34 protein-coding genes and 1 tRNA gene are annotated in these 15,064 nt (G+C 60.3%); 33 read left to right on the top strand and 2 right to left on the bottom strand.

The genetic code is table 11. From position 1 onward, the window contains the following. The first annotated feature begins 110 nt into the window (after positions 1-110). From ABWI03_RS18935 to ABWI03_RS18925, 3 genes are all read left to right on the top strand, one after another. A complete protein-coding gene (locus tag ABWI03_RS18935; protein ID WP_003941575.1) occupies positions 111-536 on the top strand; it encodes a DUF3052 domain-containing protein in 426 nt (141 codons plus the stop codon). A 35-nt stretch (positions 537-571) separates the two neighbouring features. Then, a complete protein-coding gene (locus ABWI03_RS18930) occupies positions 572-1,036 on the top strand; it encodes a peroxiredoxin (RefSeq protein ID WP_003941619.1) in 465 nt (154 codons plus the stop codon). Positions 1,037-1,068: 32 nt separating this feature from the next. Then, positions 1,069-1,140: transfer RNA gene (locus ABWI03_RS18925), tRNA-Val, on the top strand. 91 nt (positions 1,141-1,231) lie between these two features. On the opposite strand, the gene ABWI03_RS18920 is transcribed toward ABWI03_RS18925, so the two are convergent. Together ABWI03_RS18920 and ABWI03_RS18915 are read right to left on the bottom strand one after the other, a co-directional pair. Next, entirely contained in the window at positions 1,232-2,359 is a 1,128-nt protein-coding gene (locus tag ABWI03_RS18920) for a tyrosine-type recombinase/integrase (protein ID WP_351644541.1), read from the bottom strand. Between the two features lie 294 nt (positions 2,360-2,653). After that, positions 2,654-2,866 carry a helix-turn-helix domain-containing protein gene (locus ABWI03_RS18915; RefSeq protein ID WP_353802425.1) on the bottom strand — a complete coding sequence of 71 codons (213 nt, stop codon included), beginning with the start codon at positions 2,864-2,866 and terminating at the stop codon, positions 2,654-2,656. Between the two features lie 137 nt (positions 2,867-3,003). Between ABWI03_RS18915 and ABWI03_RS18910 the strand changes: the two genes are divergently transcribed. From ABWI03_RS18910 to ABWI03_RS18765, 30 genes are all read left to right on the top strand, one after another. Beyond that, entirely contained in the window at positions 3,004-3,240 is a 237-nt protein-coding gene (locus tag ABWI03_RS18910) for a helix-turn-helix domain-containing protein (protein ID WP_204855952.1), read from the top strand. After that, a complete protein-coding gene (locus tag ABWI03_RS18905; RefSeq protein ID WP_353798785.1) occupies positions 3,237-3,467 on the top strand; it encodes a hypothetical protein in 231 nt (76 codons plus the stop codon). Before ABWI03_RS18910 ends, ABWI03_RS18905 begins: the two co-directional genes overlap by 4 nt. A 62-nt stretch (positions 3,468-3,529) precedes the next feature. Continuing rightward, a complete protein-coding gene (locus tag ABWI03_RS18900) occupies positions 3,530-3,772 on the top strand; it encodes a hypothetical protein (RefSeq protein ID WP_353798786.1) in 243 nt (80 codons plus the stop codon). Next, positions 3,769-4,575 (top strand): phage antirepressor N-terminal domain-containing protein, encoded by an 807-nt coding sequence (locus ABWI03_RS18895; protein WP_353798787.1) that lies wholly within the window; start codon positions 3,769-3,771, stop codon positions 4,573-4,575. Before ABWI03_RS18900 ends, ABWI03_RS18895 begins: the two co-directional genes overlap by 4 nt. Then, the gene (locus tag ABWI03_RS18890; RefSeq protein WP_351644531.1) at positions 4,572-4,730 is read left to right on the top strand and encodes a hypothetical protein; all 159 of its coding nucleotides are present in this window, start codon (positions 4,572-4,574) and stop codon (positions 4,728-4,730) included. Before ABWI03_RS18895 ends, ABWI03_RS18890 begins: the two co-directional genes overlap by 4 nt. A 118-nt stretch (positions 4,731-4,848) precedes the next feature. Continuing rightward, positions 4,849-5,091, top strand: a complete 243-nt coding sequence (locus tag ABWI03_RS18885; RefSeq protein ID WP_353798788.1) for a hypothetical protein — start codon at positions 4,849-4,851, stop codon at positions 5,089-5,091. Beyond that, the gene (locus tag ABWI03_RS18880) at positions 5,088-5,291 is read left to right on the top strand and encodes a hypothetical protein (protein ID WP_350491710.1); all 204 of its coding nucleotides are present in this window, start codon (positions 5,088-5,090) and stop codon (positions 5,289-5,291) included. The genes ABWI03_RS18885 and ABWI03_RS18880 overlap by 4 nt, the downstream gene beginning before the upstream one ends. After that, complete coding sequence (locus ABWI03_RS18875) at positions 5,288-5,410, top strand: hypothetical protein (RefSeq protein WP_353798789.1); 123 nt, start codon at positions 5,288-5,290, stop codon at positions 5,408-5,410. Before ABWI03_RS18880 ends, ABWI03_RS18875 begins: the two co-directional genes overlap by 4 nt. Beyond that, positions 5,407-5,550, top strand: a complete 144-nt coding sequence (locus tag ABWI03_RS18870; protein ID WP_350491709.1) for a hypothetical protein — start codon at positions 5,407-5,409, stop codon at positions 5,548-5,550. Before ABWI03_RS18875 ends, ABWI03_RS18870 begins: the two co-directional genes overlap by 4 nt. Then, complete coding sequence (locus tag ABWI03_RS18865) at positions 5,547-5,738, top strand: hypothetical protein (protein ID WP_353798790.1); 192 nt, start codon at positions 5,547-5,549, stop codon at positions 5,736-5,738. Before ABWI03_RS18870 ends, ABWI03_RS18865 begins: the two co-directional genes overlap by 4 nt. Next, positions 5,735-5,989, top strand: coding sequence for a glutaredoxin domain-containing protein (locus tag ABWI03_RS18860; RefSeq protein ID WP_353798791.1), 255 nt, complete (start codon positions 5,735-5,737; stop codon positions 5,987-5,989). Before ABWI03_RS18865 ends, ABWI03_RS18860 begins: the two co-directional genes overlap by 4 nt. Further along, positions 5,986-6,918 (top strand): YqaJ viral recombinase family protein, encoded by a 933-nt coding sequence (locus tag ABWI03_RS18855; protein ID WP_353798792.1) that lies wholly within the window; start codon positions 5,986-5,988, stop codon positions 6,916-6,918. Before ABWI03_RS18860 ends, ABWI03_RS18855 begins: the two co-directional genes overlap by 4 nt. Then, a complete protein-coding gene (locus ABWI03_RS18850; RefSeq protein WP_351646214.1) occupies positions 6,915-7,901 on the top strand; it encodes a recombinase RecT in 987 nt (328 codons plus the stop codon). The genes ABWI03_RS18855 and ABWI03_RS18850 overlap by 4 nt, the downstream gene beginning before the upstream one ends. A 73-nt stretch (positions 7,902-7,974) precedes the next feature. After that, positions 7,975-8,229: a WhiB family transcriptional regulator gene (locus ABWI03_RS18845; RefSeq protein ID WP_095971184.1), complete on the top strand. Its 255-nt coding sequence runs from the start codon at positions 7,975-7,977 to the stop codon at positions 8,227-8,229. Next, a complete protein-coding gene (locus ABWI03_RS18840) occupies positions 8,229-8,588 on the top strand; it encodes a hypothetical protein (RefSeq protein ID WP_317826254.1) in 360 nt (119 codons plus the stop codon). The genes ABWI03_RS18845 and ABWI03_RS18840 overlap by 1 nt, the downstream gene beginning before the upstream one ends. 259 nt (positions 8,589-8,847) lie before the next feature. Continuing rightward, positions 8,848-9,459 carry a hypothetical protein gene (locus tag ABWI03_RS18835; protein WP_353798793.1) on the top strand — a complete coding sequence of 204 codons (612 nt, stop codon included), beginning with the start codon at positions 8,848-8,850 and terminating at the stop codon, positions 9,457-9,459. After that, positions 9,456-9,827, top strand: a complete 372-nt coding sequence (locus tag ABWI03_RS18830) for a RusA family crossover junction endodeoxyribonuclease (protein WP_353798794.1) — start codon at positions 9,456-9,458, stop codon at positions 9,825-9,827. Before ABWI03_RS18835 ends, ABWI03_RS18830 begins: the two co-directional genes overlap by 4 nt. Beyond that, positions 9,824-10,495, top strand: coding sequence for a DUF3310 domain-containing protein (locus ABWI03_RS18825; RefSeq protein WP_353798795.1), 672 nt, complete (start codon positions 9,824-9,826; stop codon positions 10,493-10,495). Before ABWI03_RS18830 ends, ABWI03_RS18825 begins: the two co-directional genes overlap by 4 nt. Continuing rightward, positions 10,492-10,761, top strand: a complete 270-nt coding sequence (locus ABWI03_RS18820; RefSeq protein ID WP_353798796.1) for a hypothetical protein — start codon at positions 10,492-10,494, stop codon at positions 10,759-10,761. The genes ABWI03_RS18825 and ABWI03_RS18820 overlap by 4 nt, the downstream gene beginning before the upstream one ends. Then, on the top strand, positions 10,758-11,078 hold the full coding sequence (locus ABWI03_RS18815) for a hypothetical protein (RefSeq protein ID WP_353798797.1): 321 nt from the start codon (positions 10,758-10,760) through the stop codon (positions 11,076-11,078). Before ABWI03_RS18820 ends, ABWI03_RS18815 begins: the two co-directional genes overlap by 4 nt. Continuing rightward, complete coding sequence (locus ABWI03_RS18810; protein ID WP_353798798.1) at positions 11,075-11,275, top strand: hypothetical protein; 201 nt, start codon at positions 11,075-11,077, stop codon at positions 11,273-11,275. The genes ABWI03_RS18815 and ABWI03_RS18810 overlap by 4 nt, the downstream gene beginning before the upstream one ends. Next, positions 11,272-11,598 (top strand): hypothetical protein, encoded by a 327-nt coding sequence (locus ABWI03_RS18805; RefSeq protein WP_353798799.1) that lies wholly within the window; start codon positions 11,272-11,274, stop codon positions 11,596-11,598. The genes ABWI03_RS18810 and ABWI03_RS18805 overlap by 4 nt, the downstream gene beginning before the upstream one ends. Continuing rightward, positions 11,592-11,831: a hypothetical protein gene (locus ABWI03_RS18800; RefSeq protein WP_353802308.1), complete on the top strand. Its 240-nt coding sequence runs from the start codon at positions 11,592-11,594 to the stop codon at positions 11,829-11,831. Before ABWI03_RS18805 ends, ABWI03_RS18800 begins: the two co-directional genes overlap by 7 nt. Beyond that, complete coding sequence (locus ABWI03_RS18795; protein ID WP_353798801.1) at positions 11,824-12,288, top strand: hypothetical protein; 465 nt, start codon at positions 11,824-11,826, stop codon at positions 12,286-12,288. The genes ABWI03_RS18800 and ABWI03_RS18795 overlap by 8 nt, the downstream gene beginning before the upstream one ends. A gap of 127 nt (positions 12,289-12,415) precedes the next feature. Then, entirely contained in the window at positions 12,416-12,784 is a 369-nt protein-coding gene (locus ABWI03_RS18790; protein WP_353798802.1) for a hypothetical protein, read from the top strand. Further along, positions 12,784-13,104: a hypothetical protein gene (locus tag ABWI03_RS18785; protein ID WP_351646866.1), complete on the top strand. Its 321-nt coding sequence runs from the start codon at positions 12,784-12,786 to the stop codon at positions 13,102-13,104. Before ABWI03_RS18790 ends, ABWI03_RS18785 begins: the two co-directional genes overlap by 1 nt. After that, entirely contained in the window at positions 13,104-13,565 is a 462-nt protein-coding gene (locus tag ABWI03_RS18780; protein ID WP_351646864.1) for a hypothetical protein, read from the top strand. Before ABWI03_RS18785 ends, ABWI03_RS18780 begins: the two co-directional genes overlap by 1 nt. Beyond that, positions 13,565-13,720: a hypothetical protein gene (locus ABWI03_RS18775; protein WP_351646862.1), complete on the top strand. Its 156-nt coding sequence runs from the start codon at positions 13,565-13,567 to the stop codon at positions 13,718-13,720. Before ABWI03_RS18780 ends, ABWI03_RS18775 begins: the two co-directional genes overlap by 1 nt. A gap of 81 nt (positions 13,721-13,801) precedes the next feature. Beyond that, positions 13,802-14,575 (top strand): hypothetical protein, encoded by a 774-nt coding sequence (locus ABWI03_RS18770; RefSeq protein WP_353798803.1) that lies wholly within the window; start codon positions 13,802-13,804, stop codon positions 14,573-14,575. After that, positions 14,572-14,910 (top strand): DUF6221 family protein, encoded by a 339-nt coding sequence (locus ABWI03_RS18765; protein WP_353798804.1) that lies wholly within the window; start codon positions 14,572-14,574, stop codon positions 14,908-14,910. Before ABWI03_RS18770 ends, ABWI03_RS18765 begins: the two co-directional genes overlap by 4 nt. Positions 14,911-15,064: the final 154 nt, after the last annotated feature.

Here is a 15,064-nt window from a genome sequence, read left to right as displayed (position 1 = left end):
CGTGGTCGGCTTGCGCTAACGCCTCAGACCATGTTCGCTTTCCCTAATTGATCGTCAAACGGTAGGTGTGCGGGGTCGCCACACACCATCAACAAAAGGAGGACCCCACCGTGGTCGCCGCGGCGGATGCCCAGAACTACGCTCAGAAACTCGGGATTACCACTGACATGGTGGTGCAGGAACTGGGCTGGGATGAGGATACCGACGACGGCATTCGTGCCGCGGTTGAGGAAACCATCGGCGGGGAAATGCTCGACGAGGATTCCGACGAGGTCATCGACGTCGTGCTGCTGTGGTGGCGCGACGAGGACGGTGACCTGGTGGACGCCCTGATGGATGCCATCGGGCCCCTCGCCGACGAAGGCTTCGTGTGGGTTCTCACTCCCAAGACCGGTCTCGACGGACATGTCGAGCCCAGCGAGATCGCCGAATCGGCGCCGACTGCCGGCCTGACGCAGACATCGGCAGCCAACCTCGGTGACTGGTCGGGAAGTCGACTGGTTCAGCCGAAGGCTCGTCCAGCCAACAAGCGCTGACCCGGTCCTTTCCGCACTTTCCCAAGGAATCGCACATGCCTCTCGAAGTTGGTGCCCAGGCACCGGATTTCACCTTGAAGGATCAGAACAACCAGGAAGTTTCGCTCGCAGATTTCCGCGGTAAGAAGAATGTTCTGTTGGTCTTCTATCCGTTGGCCTTCACCGGGACTTGTCAGGGGGAACTCTGCAAGGTCCGTGACGAGCTTCCGAAGTTCGAGAACGACGACACTGCCATTCTCGCGATTTCTGTCGGTGCTTCGCCGACGCACAAAATCTGGTCGGCCGAGCAGGGGTACACATTTCCCTTGCTGTCGGACTTCTGGCCGCACGGTGAAGTCGCTCAGAAGTACGAGGTGTTCAACGACAAGTTGGGCTTCGCCAATCGTGGCACCTTCGTCATCGACAAAGACGGAATCATTCGTTTTGCCGAGATGAACGGCCCCGGAGAAGCTCGTGACCACGGACTTTGGGCAAACGCGCTTGCCGCGCTAGAGTCTTAGAGCACTCCCGGTGAGGGTCTCACCGGGAGTTCGGGCGTGTAGCTCAGTGGTAGAGCTCTGGTTTTACACACCAGCGGTCGGGGGTTCGAAACCCTCCGCGCCCACAAAAACCCCTCATCTGCGAGTGCAGGTGAGGGGCTTTTTTGTGCCGCAAATCAGCGTGGGCTCAGCGAGAGCGGACAGTTTTCGGACAGCCTACGAATTGATGACGGCCAGTCGAGCCCGGTCCAGTGCGCTCGCGACGGTGTCCAGATCGTCGTCAAACAGTTCTGCGTACACGTCCAAAGTGAGCGCCGCGGACTCGTGACCGAGCATCCTTTGCACAGCCTTCACGTTTGCGCCCGCTGAGATCGCCAGTGACGCCGCGGTGTGCCGAAGGTCGTGCGGAGTGATCGTCGGGAGCTCTGCAGCCTCTACGGCTCGGATGAACCACCCGCGTGGCGTCTTCGGCCTGCGCATGAAATCGCCGTCCGGTCCCGAGAAGACCAGCGCCTCGCGACCCTTCCCGACGCACTGCTTCGAGAGCTCGTCGACGAGGAATGCGGGGATGGGGATCGAGCGGGGCTTGTTCGACTTCGGCGTCCCCACGACGATCTCCGATCCAACCTCTACGGCGTTCCGGTTGACGCTCACGCGCCGGCGCAGAAGGTCGAGGTCGCCAACTTGCAGTCCGATAGCCTCACCCCATCGGAGGCCGCAGTACGCCAGGAACAGGACGAGGGTCGACCATTCCCCGGCACTATCGGCCAGTGAGGCGACTTGAGCGTGTGTCAGATAGATCTTCCGCTTCGCAACTTTCCGCGGGAGGTTGTCTACATCGCGAGCCTTGTTCGCGAGGATCTTCCGGTCTCGGACCGCCCGGTCGAGCAAACCGGACAGAACAGCGTGCGCACGGATCACCGTCGTCGCGCTCGCGGCCTTCTTGATGATCACTTCCGGATTGGCTGGGTCTCTCTGATCGGTGACTAGGTCCGTGATCCAGTCCTCAACCATCGTGACTTCGATGTCCGCAATTCGCACGGTTCCCCACTCGGGCTTTACGTGAACCCTCCACGCCGATTCGAGCGGCTTGTAGGCCGAGGCCTTCAGCTTCGCCTTCTTGGTGTCGAGCCACGGTTGCGCCAAAGATTCGATTGTCAGCTTCCCGTGCTTCGGGTCCACGAACTCGCCGTCGAGCTTCCTGACCTCGATGCGATTGGCGAAACTCTCGGCCGCAGGCTTGCTAGGAAAGCCTGCTTTGGATCCTTGGGAGCCGTCTGGCTTCATGTACCGAACCTTGTACCGCAGGCCCGACTTCGTGTCGTACGACTTGATGGTTGCCATCGACGACTCCTTTCAAGAAACGGACCAATAGCGGACCGATGTCGCCGTTGTGTGCGAACATATGTTCGAACTGTTCGAGGTTCGAATGGTAGGGAAGATCCAAAGGCGGAGTAAATGACAATTGAGGCGGAGCTGCACCGAGCAGTAGTTGTTGATCGATCCATCAGTCTCGAGCGCGTTGCGAGGCTGACAAAGCGATCGGCGCGACAGGTGCGGCAGCAGATCCTTGGAGAGCGTGAGTTCTCGGTGTCCGAGATCGTGGTGATCGCTCACGCTCTCCAGTTGGACTGGAAGCTATTGATCCAGTCTTGCAATAGCGCGACCTAGCAACTCAGGTATCTGCTCGCCGAAGACTTCACAGATCGCCCCCATTTGAGCCATGTCCGCGGGACGCTCACCATTCTCAAGGCGCTGGATAGTCTTTGAACTCAGGCCCGTCTTCGTGGCCAACGCTTCCCTGCTGAGGTTCATACGCGCGCGAGCTGCTCGAATCTCGTCGCCGATCATCCTGTTCAGCTGTTCTATATCCATAGGTCACATTAGACTACATTTAGGACCGAAAAGAAACTTCTTTGTCCCGTACGGACCAAGGCGCGTAATTCCATGCTTGACATGTGGTCCGTATGGTCCTTAATCTAGTCCACATGGTCCCAATCAACGAACTCACCGCAGCGGCCGTGCGAGACGCCAAAAAGGCAGCCGGCGCGACCATTGAATCTCTGTCAGACGCCACCGGCATCCCCACATCGACCCTGAAGCGTCGACTGAACGGGCAGGTCTCGTTTGGCCTCGATCAGATCGTACTGATCGCGATCGCACTCGACGTTCCTTTCGAACAACTCATCCCGACATCAGACGCCCTCACTCGGAGCGCGGCATGAACGCCGAGATTCCGCAGACCCCGAAGCAGATTGCGCACCTGCTCGGCTGGCAGGGGCCGGGCACGTACACCAGTCCGTCATACGACGCAGTCGTGATTGCTTGCCAGCGAGGCGAACTCAAGGCCAGGCAGACCGGAAGCCGCAAGAGTCGGTGGCTGATTCTTCCGTCCGACGCGATCGCTTGGCGATCTGGCGTCAACCCTCAAAGGCTCCGGCGCACCGCATGAAAAAGCCGCCATCTGCGCGAACAGATGACGGCCAATCGATCACCCTCACGAAAAGGAATCTGATGTCTGATACTACGACACACAGTCAAGCTCCGCACGATCCCGTCGAACCGAGTCGCATCGACAAGCGTGCTGACCAGGCAAACGTCATCGACGGAACTATCTACGTGACCCAGGCAATCCCCAACGAGGGCGCGTACATCACGATCGCTGGCCGTGGCGATGACATCAAGATCGTCGCATTCGATCTGGAAGACCTGAAGTTGATCACGGAAATCGCACAAGAGCTTGGAGTAACAGCATGAGCGCTCTCGCAACCATTCAAGCGATCGACACTGGCGTTGAGCGGATCCCGTTTCATGGGGAACTGATCGAAGCACATCGTGCCGACGACGACCTGTGGATCGTCTTCCGTCCGATCGTCGAACAACTCGGCATTGACTACTCAAGCCAGCTTCGGCGACTTCGATCGGCGGCATGGGCCAACTGTGGTCGTATCACCACGGTTGGCGCGGACGGAAAGTCTCGCGAGATGATCACCGTCAACCGACGCACACTCACGATGTGGCTGGCCACGATCCAAGAAAACAAGATCAACGAGGCCGCTCGCCCCTTACTGACCCTGTATCAGTCTGAGTCCGCCGACGTTCTCGATTCGTACTGGCACGACGGCGGCGCAATCAACCCGAGGGCGACCGTCGATCAGCTTGACATGATTGTCACCCGCGCTACTGCCCAGGCTCAGCTGATCGCATCTTTCAAGGGCATCATCGACGACAAGCACCTCGAAGCGAAGGCGCGCATCGTCCTCGCGCGCGGACTGGGTGAGACTCCCGAGCTCGACCCGGCAAGCATTCCTCTCTATGTCAGCGACTATCTCAAGTCGCGGGGTCTCGCGTCAGACATGATCTCGGCGAAAGCGTCTGGATTCGGCAAGAGACTGAAGGGCTTGTACGTGGCCGAGCACGGCGAGGCTCCGGGTCGTGCGTACCAGGAACTGCCCAATGGAACCGTGCGCGAGGTCTATGCCTACACGCAAGCTGATCGAGAACTCTTCGACCGCATCTGGATTGGTCACTACGAGGGCGTGACGAGGGCAGCGGCATGACCCTCACTTTCAAGGGCCTCCCGATCGAGACTCTCGATCGCGTGAAGCCTGCCCAGCAGTCCGATCGTGAGTATGGCGGATTCTTCCGCTTCGAGTACGTCGGCGGTGGAACAGATTCCGCTTATGGCGACGAGCTGCACATCGTCCCGATGTAGCCCAATGACTCCGGTGGCGTCACCACTGTAGGACCGTGCCGGTCCCGATGGCCGGCAACCCGACGCCACCGGCCCAGACTTCCCACACTCCCATTTCTCCTGCGAAGGACATTTTGCGATGACGCATACCCAAAACACCCCGCCAGACAACGCAACTGACTCGAAGATCGCCGACTTCTGGGAGCTTCGGCCGCAGCGTGTCGAGCCTCAGTACGTCGGCAAGCGTCGTGCCGAGCAGACGATCATCGAGGCCCCGGAGGTCGCGTGGTGGGTCTACCTGGTCTGCATTGTGGGTGCCGCCGCGTTCACGGTCGCGATGGTCTGGCTCTACTCGATCGCGCCCATCGGCGGTGTCCGATGAGCGACACCAGGTCCACTGTTGGCTCGATCGCCGAAGCAATCCGCGAAATCGCTAAGCGCGATGAGGAACTGACTCGCGAACTCGAACGACTTTCGAACTGGCACAGCTACGACGGGCCTGCTCTGCACGCTCGTGACGAGTTCCGGCGCATCACATTCGAGCGCCTACTCGCTCTGGCGTCGAGGGCGGTCGACGCATGAGCCCCTTTGACCCGCTGCAGGATCCCGTCACCCGAGACGATTGGTACGACACCGAACCGGGACTGTTCGACCTCGCCGATCACCACTACGACATCGCGAAAGATCAGGGCCACCAATGAACTCCTCACTCAACACCTGGCAGTGCGGAACCTGCTCGATGGTCCGCTCGTCAGTCTGCCGTCCCGCCGGCTGCTACGGCGACACCCTCGACCGCCGAGACCTCAACGAGCACGCCCGATCGCAGGCGGTGGAGGAATGAAACTCAACGAAGCCATCGTGTGCATCGGCAAGCCTGTGATCTACACGCACCCAGCAACTCTCGAAACCGAGCCCGGAATCATCCGCAGCGTCGACAGGGGCGGCCGACAGCTCGTGCACGTCCAGTACGGCGCCAACATCTGGGCCACTCACCCCGACAACCTCATGATCGATTGGAGCCGACGATGAACGTCACTGTCCTCACCAAACCTGATTGCGTCCAGTGCGATTTCACGAAGACGCATTTCGACAAGCATGGCATCGAATACGACGTCGTCGACATCACCGTCGATGCGGACGCCCGTCAGAAGGCGATCGATCTCGGATACTTCTCGGCGCCCGTCGTGATTGTCGAAGCTGATGGGGAGGTCGCGCACTGGTCCGGTTTCAAGCCGGATCGGATCAAGTCCCTCGGCGCGGAAGCGGGGGTGGCGCAGTGACCTCGCGGATCGTCACCGACAAGGCTGAGCCCGGATCGCCCGAGTGGCTGAAGCTGATCACCGCGTCGAAGATCCCGTCCATCCTCGGCATCTCACGATTCAAGTCCCAGTACACGCTCTGGCATGAGATGGCCGGCAACCTCGAACCCGAGCAGATCGGTAAGGCGCAGCAGGATGATTTCGACTACGGCCATGCAGCCGAGCTGGCGGCGGGGGAGTACTGGAAACTGCGTAACCCGGGCTGGCGGCTGTCTCCGGGCGAGGTGCAGTACACCGACATAGCCCTGCCTTTCGGCAACGCGGCAACGATCGATGCCCGCGCCTCGCGTGGAACTCACAGACGTGTGGTCGAGAAGAAGACTGCCCGCGACATCTACGAATACGGCGACGACGGAACAGGCATAGTGCCAATCGATTACGAGGCGCAGATCATCTTCCAGCAGATGGTTTCCGGGTGGCTCGATCCGGCGGATCTCGTTCTGTGGCCGCAGTACGGCAAGCCGAAGATATACCACATCGAGTACAAGGCTCACGTCGCTGCCGCGATCCTGGCAGCCGTCCAAAAGTGGAACGACAGCCTGGCCAACGGTGTGGCACCGGACCTCGACGACTCGATCAGCACCTACGAGACCGTGCGTCGACTGAATCCCAAGATCGATGGAACGACAGTTCAGCTCACCCCGAGCCTTGCCGCTGAGTTCCTCCAGGTGGATAGGGACTTCGAAGCATTGGAGGCCCGCCGAGTGGGACTCAAGTCGAAAGTGTTGAACGAGATGGGCCTCGCACAGCATGCCGAGGTGATTCGGCACATCGACGGCGCTGAGGTTCACGAACATATCGCGCGTCGACAACCCGCTCGGGGCGGCTCGATCGCGCTTTACGCAGACAAGAAAACAGACATCGCAGCAATCGAAAGGCTCTCCGCATGACTAATGAACTCGCAGTACGCGGCAACGCAACCGATCTCGTCATCGACCCCGCGCAGTCGTCGTTCACCGATGCACAGGTCGCGGCACTCCGGCAGCTAGGCATCGAGGATGCGCCGAAGGGTGACCTCGACCTGTTCTTCCACCAGGCGAAGCGCACCGGGCTCGATCCGTTCGCGAAGCAGATCTACATGCTCGGACGCCGAACGAAGATCAAGGTATGGAACGAGCGCGCGAAGCGCCAAGACGAAGAATGGGTCATGAAGTACACGATCCAGACGGGGATCGACGGCTACCGAGTGACCGGACATCGCCTGGCGCGCATCGCCGGTGACGACATCGCGGTCGAGGGTCCGTTCTGGCGCGGCGCCGACGGCGGATGGGATGACGTCTGGCTCGACCCGAATCGTCCACCGCTCGCCGCGAAGTACGTCGTCGTCAAGAACGGCGTCAAGTACGCATCCGTAGCGATGTACGGCGAGTACGTGCAGACGTACTCCAAAGACGGCCAGCAGCACCCGAACTCAATGTGGGCGAAGATGCCTGCCAACCAACTTGCCAAGTGTGCGGAGGCCGCAGCGTGGCGCAAGGCGTACCCGAACGACTTCTCAGGCATGGTGCTCGAGGATGCCGTCCAGATCATCGACGGAGAATCGACGTCCGTCACATCGGAGCGCGTGCCCACCACCAAGCGCGGCGGATCTGGGCTCGAGGAAGCTCTCGGTCTTGCGTCTGAGGTTGAACCGAGCCCGACTCCAGCCGACGAGCCTGCGCCGGCAGACGTTACCGATGCCGTCGAGATGGCCAGCAATGAGCAGCAGCTGACACTCGCGCGACTGCTCGACAAGGACGGATGCGACACGAAGGAAAAGAAGCTCGCCTGGCTCAAGAAGCAGTACGGCCGTGACTTCGAGAGCGCCGATGATCTCGCTGCCGATGAGGCGGTCGCACTGATCACATTCCTGGAATCCGAGCAGCCCGCCTGATCCCCAACCCCGCAACAGATCCGGGCCGCCGCCGAGGTGGTGGCGGCCCGGCTTATGCACAGGAGCTATTCACATGAGTGACGACATCGATTGGCGCGCACGTGCCAAGTGTCGCGATCACGATCCTGAGCTGTGGTTCCCGAACCAGGTCCACAACAAGAAGGCGCGTCGCGAAGCGAGCTTCCCCGCCCGCGCGATCTGCTTCGAATGCCCTGTCCGCGAGGAGTGCCTCGCGTGGGCCATCAAAACGGACGAGCGGTGGGCTATCGCGGGAGGCCGAGACTTCGGTGCCCACAGCAACAAGCATGCGGCCACGAAAGGCAGCTAGTGGGACTCCCATGGGCGCGGTCGGACACCAACCTTCCGACGCACGACAAGATCCTCGACCTCCTGAGCGAGAGCCCGAAAGGCAAGGGCGCAGCGTTCGTTTACGTCTGTTCCTACCTCTACTCGGCCGGAAACGGCACAGATGGGCTCATCAAAAAAGCGGCCCTTCCGTTCATTCACTGCACGCCAGGCGAAGCGAAACTGCTGGTCATTTGTGGGCTTTGGGAAGTGGTTCCCGGCGGGGGATTTCGGATCAAGAACTACGGCAACCGGAACGTCGTTGGGTTCGCTCAGCAGGCATTACACGACACACGAAGCGCAGCAGGCAAGAAGGGAGCGGAAGCAAAATGGGGAAACTGAAGGCACTTTTGCCATATGGCAAAACCGATGGCAAAACGATGGCAAAACTCGATTTGCCATTCCAGTTTGACAATGGCACTACCCTACGTACGAACGTACGGACTTACGTAGATAACTACTCAAGAGAAATCTCTTCTTCTTACGTAAGAGACGCGTGCGAGAAACGACCGAAATTTGCTCGGGGTGTGGGGGATTCGCCGGCGCTTCGCTTGCCGGCATCTGAGTTATCCACAGGGGTTTGCGTTCTCGGCGGTGCAGCATGACACGCGCCATGACGCCCAAGGAATGGTTCGATCGCGATACCGCCGAGCATGAGATGACGATCCTTCACGAGGATGGCGTGTACCGGCACGTCCGGTTCGCCCAGCCCGGAACCTCGATGATGCACTGGGATCTCGTCACCTGGCCGGGGCACCTGTGCATCGACGGTGACCTCGACTCGTTCACGTTCTCCCGTGAGCACGACATGTTCGGGTTCTTCGCGATGGACCGCGGACGGATCAACCCGCATTACTGGGCAGAGAAGATCACCAACCGCAGTGTCCAGACTCGCGTCTACGAGGCCGACAAGGCCAAGTCTCGGATCGTCGAAGCGTTCCTCGAGCAGCGGCACTGGATGTCCGACGCGGCCGCGCCTGCCTGGCGGTCACTGCGCGAGGAGGTGCTCGACGAGTTCACCCTCGGCGACGAATCCCTGACCCGCGACGCACTCGCTCGCTGGAGTTTCACCGACGTGGACTCCTCTGAGAGATGGGAGTTCTCGGACACGTGGGAGTGGGATCTCCGCGATTGGGACTTCCACTTCCTGATGGCCTGCTACGCGATCGCCTGGGGCATCCAGAAGTATCGGGCAGCGAAGGCGCAATCATGATCGCGCGCATCGATCTGCCGTACTCGAAGCCGCCGCTGTCGATGAATGATCGCCAGCATTGGGCCGTGAAGGCCCGAATCACGGCAGGGGTTAGGACGAGTACCGCACGGCTCGCAAAAGCCGCCAGCGTGCCCACAGGCCTAGCGCACGCAACCGTCACGCTCTGCTACCGACCGAAGGCAAACCGCAAACGAGACGCCGACAACCTCGTCCCCGTCCTCAAGGCCTGCTGCGACGGACTCGTCGACCACGGACTCACCGCCGACGACACACCAGACCTCATGACCAAAGCGATGCCCGTCATCCACCCAGCCGTCAAAGGCCGACCACCCGCACTCTGGCTCGAAATCGAATGGAGCACGAAATGATCGATCCCGTGAACCGCCCGGCGCACTACACCGAACATCCTTCGGGCGTGGAGTGCATTCAAATCACCGAGCACATGGGGTTCAACCTCGGCAACGCCGTCAAGTACATCTGGCGGGCAGACCTCAAGGGCTCGGCAATCCAGGACTTGGAGAAGGCGCGCTGGTACATCGATCGTGAGTTGGTGAAACGTGGTGTGGCAACCGAACCCGCAGCAGTCCGTGACGGCAGCGACCTCGTCGTCGTGCAGCGTTCGCACACCGCGAAGGCGGTTCAATCGTGGATGACTCTGGACCTGTGGACTGACCTCGGGAAGAACGACAAAGACTTCGACGCCGAATATGAGCGCCAAGGGTTCGGGGACTTGTGGGCCACCCTCCTTGGTGAGGTCCGGGCCCTAGTTCAAGCAACCACTCCCGCCCCTACCGAACCCGCCAAGGAGGAGACGAAGGCGGAGGGTGTGCCCGATTGGGTTCGCCAGGTATCTGAGATCCTCGACGAACACGCCCAAACGCGTTGCCCGTCCGAGATCGAGGGCTGGGGCTGCTCGCTGACGAACGGTCACGACGGCGATCACACCGCGCATGACCAAGACGGACCGGCCTACGTTTGGCCTGCCTCCTCGCCGGTTGTCCCTGCCCCCACCGAAACCGAAGCAGGTCACGCATGAGCCTGGATGTTGAGCACACGAAAGCGCGCCTGTCGGAGATTCGCAAGCAGATGGACCTCGTCCGATCATTCGGGATCAGCATCGGGCCCTCGACACCGTGGGAGCTGATAACCATCGCCGTTGGCCTGGTTGCGGCTGTCGAGCGAGTCCAAGCACTACACACGCCCGACGAGTTCGGGATGTGCGAAGGCTGCGGAGACAACGAACACGGATACGCCATCGTCCCTCACCCCTGCCCCACAATCCGAGAATTGGAAACACCATGAACGCCAACACAAGTACCGTCACCATCTACGGAGCGTCTGATGACCTCGTGGAATTCGAAGGTGCAATCAGCGAAGAGTTCAACACTTATGGCCCGTGGACGGGATTGCTCGTCGATCCGAAGCACGGCGATAGCCTGATCGTCCGCGCCGAATACTGCAAGGCTGGTAGCGATTCCGAATGGACACTCTCGGTCGAGAACACTGACCGCCCGTGCGAATGGCCCATCCGGTTCGGGAAGCGCCCTGATCGCGAGGAAGACCCCGCAATCCACATCACGGTGCCTGATGGAACGACTATCACCGAGGTGTCGTCGTGACCGCTACCGACGCAGGCAGGGTATCGATCGATTGCATTCTGATTCGCGAGGCTGAGCGTGAGACTGGCTTTCCCTGCGAAATCATCGATAGGGATTGGTGCATTGCAGCGCCGATCCTCACGCCCGCTTACGTCGGTCACGTCGTCGGACAGATAGCCGATGAGCTGGGCATTGAACTTCCCGAGGTGTCGTCGTGACCGCGCCTGATCCGGTAGCAATCGCACTCGCCCGTCAGATGCCCTGGACCGTAGCCGAACCCGAATCCATCTGGCTCGCATCAGGTCACATCAACCCGAAATCCTCTTTTGTGGACTGCCTGATCTACGCGCTACCTCACGAGGTCACTGACGGCGGTGTCCTGTTCGTCTACATCGGCGCGCTCAGTTCCAGTCGTGAGTACATCGAGCCGAGCATGATCACCAAGGCGCATGAACTGGTCTTGACCTACGCCGCCGATCCGCTCACTGCATACCTGGACCGCGATCAGGATGCCATCGACAGAGCGTTGAAGCAGTGGTGACCGCGCCTGATCCGGGGAAGTCCAGCATCGTCGAACCGACCCGCTTCGGCTTCAAATGGGGGCCACTCGAAGTGGAACGCACCTCAACATTCCACGGCTCACACGTCCTCACGATCGCACCCAATGGGAAACGAAAAAGCAAGCAGGCCATAACTGTGTACGTCTCGAAGGCGGGCCAGTCGGTGCGAGTTTTCAAGAACGGCAAGGAGATGAAGGTGAACGATGATGACTGACGCGTCTGATCCGGGGTTGACCGACCTCATCGCAGCGCACCGGGAAGGCGACTACGGACGGTTCGGCCGCCAAACCTGCGAATGCGGCTGGACTGGCGACAGTCATCCCGCGCACCTCGCGTTGGTGGTGGAGCAGCACACCAACGGGCGGATAGCGGAGTTGGCGACGAAGGTCAGGGAACTCGAAGCCGACATCACGCACCGCAAGGTCCGAAACACACTATCCCGCATGGGGCGTGACGACGATCCCGAAACGATCGCAGCATGGCGCGAAACTGTCATGGGCTGGATGGACCGCGCCGAGAACGCCGAGATCGAAGTCGAAGACCTAAAGTCCACGATCGCCAGGGTGATTACGGCACTTGAAGCGGCCGAGAAGTCCGTGCCTGACGACTGGGGCGTCACGTACATCTACACCTCACAACTCCGCGCAGCTTTGGAAGGGGAACAGCAATGAGCGCATGTGAGGAATGCTGGTCAGCCGCCTACATCAAGTCCCGGATGACTGGCCGATCCCAAGTTGATTGCTACGCCGAGGAACTGTTCGACCATCCCGAGCACGCTAAGCCTTCTGAGGAGTCGTTGTGAGTGAGATCCGATCACAGGCCACACCCGCGAGGGACGAACTGGCCGCGGTGCTGATGAAACTGTGGGGCTGGCTTGGCCCGGACGCAGCGAAAATGTTGGTGGAGCAGGTGGAGGCTGCTGGTTGGTCGAAGCCTCGCATGGTGAACAGCACAGTCGAGTTAATGGCACTGCCGTTAGGGAGCCTGATCCGGGCGTTACTCCATGGGAATCAAAGCCCCGGAACGGTGTTCGAACGGGTAGGGAAAGAGTGGCTCGAACTGGACCCATCCGACCGGGGCGACGGCGAACAAACCATCCCATCGGCGGCAATCTTTCGTGTCTACAAACACGGAGTCTTCGTCCTGTTCACCCCGGGCGGTGAGTGATGGCGCTGGAACGGAGCGCAATCGACTGGCAGCAGGCAATCAGCAGGGCGCTCGGATGCAGGCCCGGTGAGATGACGTATCAGTTGGAAGAGTGCGTCGAGAAGATCGAAGGATTGCGGATCGCAGCCACTCCGGATGGTGAAAACGTGAGCGGTTGGGTGAAGGCCGTGTTCCTCGAGCCCCACGGCCAGCGGTTCACTGTGGACCTGCCCCGCACTCCACCGACGCTCCTGGTGGGCAAGCGGACATATCGCCGCGTGGACGATCCCGACGACTGCCAGTTCCTCGGCTGCTACGTGCATGACAGTGAGGCGAAGTGATGAGCAAGTGGGTAGATATGGGCGCCGGCGTGCACTGCGCACCGTCTGGAGTTCTCTACATCGACGGGCGTCCGTACGAGATGGTCGGCGTACCGCGATTCACCTCCACGTCGGAGGGTGTCGATCAATTTGAGATGACCGTCGTGCCGAAGGAGTTCTCGGTCTCGTTCACGATCGAGCGACCGAGTGGGGTAGCGGAGTGGCCTGGCGGTAAACCGCCGGCGTGGCTGCAGACGGAGGCATACGAGCACGCGCACGCCTTCGCGAGTGAGTTGTCGGAGTCGAGTGGGATTCCAATGGAGGAGTGCGTGCAGGCGGTGCTGAATGTGATGTCGCCGAGGAAGCCGCAGTCGCCGAAGGTCAACCCTGCCGCGAAACCGAATGTGACCCCGCCGATGTGGGTTCGAGATCCAGCGAAAACACGAAGGACTGCGTACGGGCCGACAAGGAGGGTCAAGTGATGCATCTGCACAAGTGGGGCAAGTGGGAGAACGGGACGCTGATCGACGTCTACAACTACGAGGCCAATGGAAAGCCGGATGGGCAGAAGATGCAGCAGAAGAAGTGGTGCACCGTATGCGGCCGACTGAAGGTGCGAGTTGTGCGACTCTGGTGAAACATGTTGTGGCGCAATGCAACTAGGTGTGATATGTGGTAGAATCGCACCAGAGTTGCGGACTGTTGGGAAGGTGTGACCATGAGCGTTGGGACGACCGAAGCGGATCACTTCTACCTACTGAGAGTTGATCAGAAAGCTCTACTGGATCTGCTGAAGAAAATCCCTTCACTCGCGGAGGACCTCGCAGTCACGACCTATCGACAGGATCGGATCGGCAAGGGCGGCATGAAAATCGCATCGGGTACCGATGAGCAGCCCTTGCCGTTCAATCTCGGCGCAAGCAACGCGATCGACCTACTGTTCAACGAGCTGGCAGGTTGGGCTCGGCACGTCTGCGAATCACGCGGGATCTCATACATGCCGACTGGGTTCACGCACGACTTCGACTTTGTGGGCCCACTCCGCGAGAGCGAAAATCGCCTCCCGTCCGGCTATCAGGAATCGGTGCTCGGGTTGGCGCGGTGGCTGCGGCGAAACATTATCTCGCTCGCGATGACCGAAGGTGCCGACACCGCATACGTCGACATCAGCAAGGTGATGGATCGCTGCTGGGCGACAGTCGACATCCCGGCCGAAGATCCGGTGCCTGTCCACGAGAAGGATGAAGTGCTCGAGCGCGTACGAGCCCGGATGCTGCACCGCGCCGGCATCGTCCAGGTCGCCGAACTGTTGGCGCGGCAGTACCCGGAGTATCGCGGACTGACAGCCAATCGGGTTGACGCGCTTCGGAAGGGCGGGCATATCGTGGCCAAGTGGTGTGGAGTGCTGTCGAGAGCGGAAGTGTTCTTAATGGGTGAAGTGCTGGACAAACACATGGATGTGCCGGTTCGAGCCAGGAGGGTGGCGGCATGACGATCGTGGAGTTCCTTGAAGCGCGACTAACTGAAGACGAAGCAATAGCCAGGGCAACATATTTTGATGACGTGAACGGGTTCGGGTATGCGTGGCCGAACGCGAAAGGCGAGGTGAGATCTAATGAGTTAGTCCATTCCCGCCGTCATGACCCTGCCCGAGTCCTCCGCGAGGTAGCGGCAAAGCGGGCGATCATGGCAGAACATGGCATCGACCAAGATCCTTGCGACGCTCACGATGCGATGTATGAATCAGCCCCATGTGACGTGATCTTGAATCTTGCAGCCATCTACTTGGATCATCCGGACTACCAGGCGGAGTGGGCGATTCCTTAGCCGCACCTCGCGTGTTACGCTAGGCGCGTTGGCGCGAGTAGTGGATGGAAGTCCACCTCGCGCCTTTGTCGTCCAGGGGCGCGTCTGGATCGTCGCCGACAAAACGCCTTGCAGTCATTGCGACTCGGCACGGCGAGCTCAACGCGCACAATCT

This window comes from Rhodococcus baikonurensis (assembly GCF_040489275.1).
GTDB classification, from domain to species: Bacteria; Actinomycetota; Actinomycetes; order Mycobacteriales; family Mycobacteriaceae; genus Rhodococcus_F; species Rhodococcus_F baikonurensis.
The sequence above is the reverse complement of the archived record's forward strand: the minus strand, read 5'-3'. Positions and strand labels throughout refer to the sequence as shown.